General features: G+C 34.1%; 7 protein-coding genes and 1 tRNA gene. 2 read left to right on the top strand and 6 right to left on the bottom strand.

The features are described 5' to 3' along the window. Positions 1-10: 10 nt before the first annotated feature. Both X926_RS04615 and X926_RS04620 read right to left on the bottom strand, forming a co-directional pair. On the bottom strand, positions 11-343 hold the full coding sequence (locus X926_RS04615) for a NifB/NifX family molybdenum-iron cluster-binding protein (RefSeq protein ID WP_103065207.1): 333 nt from the start codon (positions 341-343) through the stop codon (positions 11-13). A 90-nt stretch (positions 344-433) separates the two neighbouring features. After that, on the bottom strand, positions 434-1,498 hold the full coding sequence (locus X926_RS04620) for an ERCC4 domain-containing protein (protein ID WP_103065208.1): 1,065 nt from the start codon (positions 1,496-1,498) through the stop codon (positions 434-436). A 281-nt stretch (positions 1,499-1,779) separates the two neighbouring features. Between X926_RS04620 and X926_RS04625 the strand changes: the two genes are divergently transcribed. Continuing rightward, positions 1,780-3,018 carry an MFS transporter gene (locus tag X926_RS04625; RefSeq protein WP_103065209.1) on the top strand — a complete coding sequence of 413 codons (1,239 nt, stop codon included), beginning with the start codon at positions 1,780-1,782 and terminating at the stop codon, positions 3,016-3,018. Between the two features lie 48 nt (positions 3,019-3,066). After that, positions 3,067-3,142: transfer RNA gene (locus tag X926_RS04630), tRNA-Pro, on the top strand. 34 nt (positions 3,143-3,176) lie between these two features. Here X926_RS04630 and X926_RS04635 read toward each other — a convergent pair. The 4 genes from X926_RS04635 to X926_RS04650 form a co-directional block, all read right to left on the bottom strand. Then, positions 3,177-3,785 (bottom strand): isochorismatase family protein, encoded by a 609-nt coding sequence (locus X926_RS04635; RefSeq protein ID WP_103065210.1) that lies wholly within the window; start codon positions 3,783-3,785, stop codon positions 3,177-3,179. A 348-nt stretch (positions 3,786-4,133) separates the two neighbouring features. Beyond that, complete coding sequence (locus X926_RS04640; RefSeq protein WP_158245194.1) at positions 4,134-4,679, bottom strand: YdcF family protein; 546 nt, start codon at positions 4,677-4,679, stop codon at positions 4,134-4,136. A gap of 205 nt (positions 4,680-4,884) precedes the next feature. Beyond that, complete coding sequence (locus tag X926_RS10405) at positions 4,885-5,298, bottom strand: prepilin peptidase (RefSeq protein WP_103065212.1); 414 nt, start codon at positions 5,296-5,298, stop codon at positions 4,885-4,887. Positions 5,299-5,358: 60 nt separating this feature from the next. Then, positions 5,359-6,518, bottom strand: a 1,160-nt coding sequence (locus tag X926_RS04650) for a tetratricopeptide repeat protein (RefSeq protein WP_233186681.1), incomplete at its 5' end; no start/stop codon positions are given.

Genomic DNA, 6,518 nt, shown 5'->3' on the forward strand with positions numbered 1-6,518 from the left:
TTGATTATAGTCATAAGAAACTTTGGTGGTCTAATGCTTTCACAATCTCATTTTCGGCTTCTTGTATTGAGTCAGAGTTAATTATAAGGGGAGTATATCCCGATTTTATAATTACTTCTTTAGATTTTTTCCCCATAGACTTTGCTACCCAAACATTGCAATCAGAAAGGATTTCCATTATATCTTCAACTTCTGAGTGTTTGTGTTGAGTAAATTTATCGTTTATTCTTTCCTCAACGAAATTCAGCATGTCATTCTCTAATTCATATATTCTATATTTCTCAGACATTCCAAAATGTGTGTTGTTTACACTGTTCCCTTTTATCCCTAATGCTATCTTCATGATATCTCTCCTCTTATTTTAGTAATATTTGAATACAAAAGCGCCTGTTTTTAGTCCTCCGTTTAGCCTCTTTGCAATAACATCATTAATCTATATCTTTTTCCACACACTTTTTTTGCCTTTGCCAAAATTTTCTATATAACCTTCTTTTCTGAGATCGTTCAACACTTTTCTGATCTTAGTGTCAGAAGTTAATGGGGATTTTTTTCTAAGTTCATCTATAGTGAAAGTATCTTCACGATTTTCAAGTATTTCTCTTCTTATATCGTAGTATATGCCGCCGGTAAAATCTTTTTTAGTTTCATATTTAGATGCCACTTCTGAAACTATTGTGGGGATGTTATCCTTTTCATGTGACATGACAGCTTGAAAGAAACGTAAAGTCCATTCATTTGCCAATTTTCTGTTTCCAGCGAATATTATTTGAAACCCAGGATGATAAGCAAAAATTTCTGCTAAAACTTTAGATAAATAGGATGGTGTGTACGCCTTCAGCTTAGTTGGATTCAAAAAATCGGAGTAATTTGCTTCAACAACGAAAGCAGAATGTTTGTACTTAGCCAATTCACCAAGCTTCATGTGTAAAAGAGGCAAATTTCCAATATCTCCAATAAAATTGGTAAAGGTTTTTCTTTCAGCAACCGCTATTATCCCGCTTTCACTTAGTAAGGCATAATCGCCGGCTTTGAGCTGAGCTCTTTCAACGTTGCAATTGGCAAATTTCCATGGATATCTTTCATTTATGTCGATCAATATATGAAGATGATGATCCCCTTTTGCTGTTAATTTAACTTTAGGGCGATGTTCTTTTAGCCCTTGTTCCGTTCTCCAAAATATCTGTTCGTATTCTCCTTCTTTATTCTTATACTTCTTTTTTAAAAAGAGGAAGTCGCATCTTTTGTTTTGTGCTCTGTCAAGAACTACCGACAACCTTTTTCCATAACGATTTAACGATATAATCGGAACTTTTTCAATCACTTGGTAATTGCTCGACGGGTCTTCCGTGTCTCTCATGCAAAAAATATGCTTACCAGCACCTGGCCATTTGTCCTGGACAAATAGTGATAATATTATTTTTTCTTCTTCTCGGATAGTTACCCTATAAGGAAATCTGTATTTTTCCGTTGATTCTAGAACCCATAAAAAAGAACCCATCTTGCATTCACCTTTTTTGCAAAATAGAAAATACTCAATATTTCTTTCTATGTCTAATTTTATAATATTTTTTAGTTTTTACAAAACTGATTTTCTTTTTATTGAATAATATCTTCTCTTAATAGATAACTCCCGAAGTAGCATGCGGGAGTTACTTTTTTATTTAAATTACGGCATTGCTTTAAAAATTTTAATAAAATACTTGACTTTCTTGAAGTTCTATTTTATAATCTTTGTAGAATATTTATTATTATATTCAAAATCTTAAAGGGGGAGATAAAATGTCAAAATCAACCGGCGGGTTACATGTTTTAATAAAAAACCGTGATTTTCTACTTCTGTTCTTCGGTAGGCTAGTATCCAGTGTCGGATCTGCTATTTTTATTATAGCCATTCTTTGGTCGGCTGCAGCTGAGATAGGCGGGGTAGGTGCAGTTAGTACTGTTTTAAGTACTATAGCTGTTACGAATATAATTTTTTCTCCTTTTGCAGGTGTTTGGGCAGATAGATGGAAAAAGAAAAATATCCTTGTGATAACAGATTTAATCAGTGGCGGAATCCTTATTTTACTGGGTGTTTTCTTTGGAACATATTTCTATCAAATTTGGGTATTGATAATAACAATTTTTGGATTACAGATCTGTGGTACTTTATTTGGTCCTGCGTTGTTGTCGTTAATCCCGATTATGGTAAACGATGATGAGCTTTCTCAAGCTAATGCCATGATTTCAATGACAGATAGACTTTCTCAACTTATTGGGATGGCTATTGGTGGTGTGATTGTGTCTTTAGTGGGAATAAAATGGGCAATTTTAATCGATGGGTTGACTTTTATTTTCTCGGCAGTCTCTGAAATGTTCATTAAAGCAGAAGAAAAAGGCAGAAAAGAAGAGGAAGCTGAAAAAAATGGGATGATTTTTTCAGATATAAAAGAAGGTTTCAAAGTGATATGGTCCAATGTTCAACTTAAAGGGTTAATAACCTTAGAGACATTAGATGATTTTTTTGGAACCACGATATTCGTTTTCCTACCTGTATTGGCTAGTGAGATACTGAAAGTAGGTCCTGGTGAATATGGAATTATGCAAACGATGTTGGGCGCAGGCTCTTTTATAACCGCCCTCGTTCTATCATCAATTAAAGAGATAAAAATGAAGTACCTGGCACTGATGCTATCCTCCGTTTTGGCAGGAGTATTTCTGGCTTCTCTTGGTATAGTTAACAGTTATATATACGTCTTGATTGCCTTGTTGATGTTGGGTGTTATGACTGAGATAGGAAATATCAATGAAAATCTTTTGATTCAAAGAATTACCCCTGAAAACACAAGGGGACGGGTTTTTGCGTTGCGATCAACGATAGATAATTCGCTGAGACCTTTTTCTTATGCTTTTGCAGGGATAATGGCAACATTTTTTTCATTGAAAAGTTTGTTCTTTGTGTTTGGAATAATAACTAGCATACTTGGAATATTTTATCTATTGATACCTTATCAATTGAAAAAGAGGAATGTTTCCTAAAAATTTGACGATCTTTCGAAAATATGATATAATTTTTCTGAAGTAAACCGGAGCGTAGCGCAGTTGGTAGCGCGTCAGCATGGGGTGTTGAAGGTCGCTGGTTCAAATCCAGTCGCTCCGACCAAAAAATACGGGGTTTTTCCCCGTATTTTTTTAAATTAGATTATTATTTTACCGAATTTTTCTTCTACTATTTCTTTAATATCCTTTTTGTTCACAGCTTTTATATATTGGCTTATTGGGAATACTCTAAATCCATGTTTTAACGCGTCTTCTATCGTTGCTATTACGCATACGTCTCCTGCTAAGCCTAAAATCACTAAATTTTCTATCTTATGCTTTCTCAGAAGTTCGTCTAATTCTGATTCAATTTTTCTTTCAATGTCTTTGTAAAATGCTGAATAGCTATCTCCATCTATTTCTATACCTTTTTTTATAACGAAGTCGTAAGTATTTATAAATAGTTGATTCCCAAAGGTACCTTTTATACAGTGAGGGGGCCATTTTTCAAAAGAGATGTGATTTTCAGGGTGATCATCCATACTGGCAAAAATCTTAAAATTTCTCTCTTTCATTAAAGTCAAAAATTCGTTTACCTGATCGATCCACTCTTCGGTTGTTCCACTTACTGGAAGTTCTTTAGGGCATCTTTCGGTAAATCCGTTTTGACAATCAACACATAATATTGCTGTGTTTGAAGGAGATAATTTTAATGCGTTTACTATATAATTGGTAAAATCGTAAGGTGTTTTGTTGTTTTCCAACATTTTTTTAGCCTCCTTTTCTATATAGCGCCCCTTCGCCCCGCTCCCCGCCCGTTTTTAGGAAGGGACCTGCGGTCCCTTGGACCCAGGCGTTAAGGGGCAAGCCCCTTAAAAACCCCAAAACCTAATTTTGTTTAATAAAAGTTTTTTGCACAAGACTGCAAAAGGGCAAGCCCCTTAAAAACCCCAAATTCGCGTAACATCATTTGCTTCGCAAATGAGAATATGGAAATTGTTTCTAAAGCATTATAAAAACGTTTTGCACAAATCAGCAAAAAGCTTTTTGCACAGAACAGCACAAGGGCTTCGCCCTGCAGCCCGCCCCCTTCTTTGGCCGGCTTGGTCTAACTTTTACCCACTAATTTTAAATTTGACTAATCCCAAATATTCATGCCAAGCAGAAGAAGTTGCTTCTAAGAATCTCATATCCGGTAAGAAATCATACCATTTCAATTCTTCTCGGGAAATCTTATAATCTGTGGGAACGGGAACAACATCTATGTTTGTATAACTTTTGAAATAATTCATAGCCCTTGGTAAATGTATTGCACTTGTGATTAAATATATTTTTTGTACTTCATCGCTTTCCAATAGTGTAAGCGTAAATTCCGCATTTTGCTTTGTGTTTTTGGCAAGTGGTTCTACATAAATATCGTTTGGTTTGACTCCCATTTTTAGCAATTCTTCTTTCATTATTTGAGCTTCTGGTATCTCCGTGCCTAGGAGTTTCCCGCCAGTTACAACAATAGGAATCTGTAAATTTTTGTAAAGTAAGAAACCTTCATAAACCCTTTTCATAGCGCTATCAGATAACTCTCCGGATCCTTCCCTTGGGGTTTCAGGAATTATTCCGCCTCCAAGTACAACTATTACCCCTTTTTCTTGAGTATCATCCAACTGAGAAACATTCACAGGAGGATATCTATTTTCCAACGGTAAAACAATTATTTTTGCAAACCATCCAGAAGAAAATATATAGATTACAATACTTAGCGTTAAAAGAGAAAAAGATAGTTTTTTCCTTCTTATTAGCTGGATGATTAAAAATATTATGCAGAGTGAGATAAAAATACCTGGAATTTCTATAAAAGATGTGAAAATATCATAAAATATAATAAGCCCCCCTAAAAATATATAAAATGAATGTACTCAACATTACATAGAAACCTAGTGGAACCTTGGTGACTTTCTTTTTTGTGTTCGATAAAATAATTAGGATTATGCTGATAATTATTACGGGTAATATATAAATACCAATAAGAAGAGAGAGGACTGATAGAAATTTCACGTCTCCAAAACCCATTTTCCCATTTCGCCAATAATAAAAGGTAATTAAAAAGGTGATGATGGTAAAAATAAGATTAAAGTAATCAAAGTTTAGTAAAGCAATTGCCAAAATAACTACTATTCCTAGATCAGGAATGATAAAGGTGAAATAATCATATAACCCTATATACAAAAGACTATTAGCAAAAAGCAAATTTTGCCAGTTAAAAGAGGTAATTATGACAAACATATTTACAACTATATAAGATAAAACGATAATTAGGACCTTTTTATTCTTTTTCAGTGTTTTTTACACCTTTTCTATTACTTCCATTTCCTCTTTAGTCAAATTTTTATTCAGAATTTCTTCAAGTCCATAGATGTACCACATGTATTTATCTTTTATTTCTTGGTATATACTTTTGGCTTCTTCGAATTTCTTAACCTTTAAGTAGGGGATAACCAATAACAATTTAAAGTGTTCATTTTCTTTATCTTGGTCTATATATTTTTCTAAGAAGTTTTGAACTTCTTTATATTTACCGTTTTCAAACATTACTTTAGCCCAAACTTCTATGTCGGTTGAATATTCAGGTGTCGTATTGAGAATTTCCTCTTTGAGTTCATTGGCTTCTGTAGTTCTCGATAATTTTTCATAAATAGTGGATAACTCATACTTACCCAATACGCTGTTCGGGAACCTATTAAGGAATTTTTCTAAAATGTGGGCGGCTTTTTCATAATCCCCTTTTTGCATGTAAGCATCGGCAATCATGAAGTAAGTTACATAATTGTTGGGTGAAAGTTCTATTTCTTTTTTCCAAATTTCAGCTGCTTTTTCGTATTCGCCTAAATTAAAGTATAGTTCACCTAATTCTGATAAAGCAGCTATATTCCAAGGGTCTAATTTAACAGCTTTTTCTAGATACTCTTCCCCCTCTTCCATTTCGCCTTTTTCTACTAAAACTGAGCCCATTAATTCGTAGGCTGGAGCGAAACTTGGATCAATTTTGAGTATAAAATCTACGACGTCTTTCACGAACTCAAAGTTCTTTTTATCTGCTTCCAATAAGACGGTATCGAATAGTCCATTCAAAGATATATGTACTAGGTCGGAGTAATTGATTTGGAACTCGGAAAAATAAGCCAAAAATTCGGAAAGGACGAAAGGATAAATCACAAAGTTGGAGGTTAAACCGGGTAAGTGTTCAACAAGTTTTTCGATTTTCTTTGCTTCTTCAATAAATTTTGAGTTGTTTTTTAAGTCAGCCTTCATTAACTCAAAATCTCCTTCGTACAAGAACTCACAAAGCAAGATTGGAAAAGGGGTTAAATCAGTTATTTCAATCTCTTCTTCTCCAATGTTAAACTTTACTATATGCTCCATGGGTATCTCCTCCTCTTTTAGTTGAATTACAGTTTTTAGAAATTTTAAAACTTTATAAATAGCGCCCCTTCGCCCCGCTGCCC

Source organism: Petrotoga sp. HWHPT.55.6.3, assembly GCF_002895495.1.
GTDB classification, from domain to species: Bacteria; Thermotogota; Thermotogae; order Petrotogales; family Petrotogaceae; genus Petrotoga; species Petrotoga mobilis.

Coding starts and splice junctions, on each gene's coding strand:
- X926_RS04615 (WP_103065207.1), bottom strand. CDS start 343: ATGAAGATAGCATTAGGGATAAAAGGGAACAGTGTAAACAACACACAT.
- X926_RS04620 (WP_103065208.1), bottom strand. CDS start 1,498: ATGGGTTCTTTTTTATGGGTTCTAGAATCAACGGAAAAATACAGATTT.
- X926_RS04625 (WP_103065209.1), top strand. CDS start 1,780: ATGTCAAAATCAACCGGCGGGTTACATGTTTTAATAAAAAACCGTGAT.
- X926_RS04635 (WP_103065210.1), bottom strand. CDS start 3,785: ATGTTGGAAAACAACAAAACACCTTACGATTTTACCAATTATATAGTA.
- X926_RS10405 (WP_103065212.1), bottom strand. CDS start 5,298: ATGTTTGTCATAATTACCTCTTTTAACTGGCAAAATTTGCTTTTTGCT.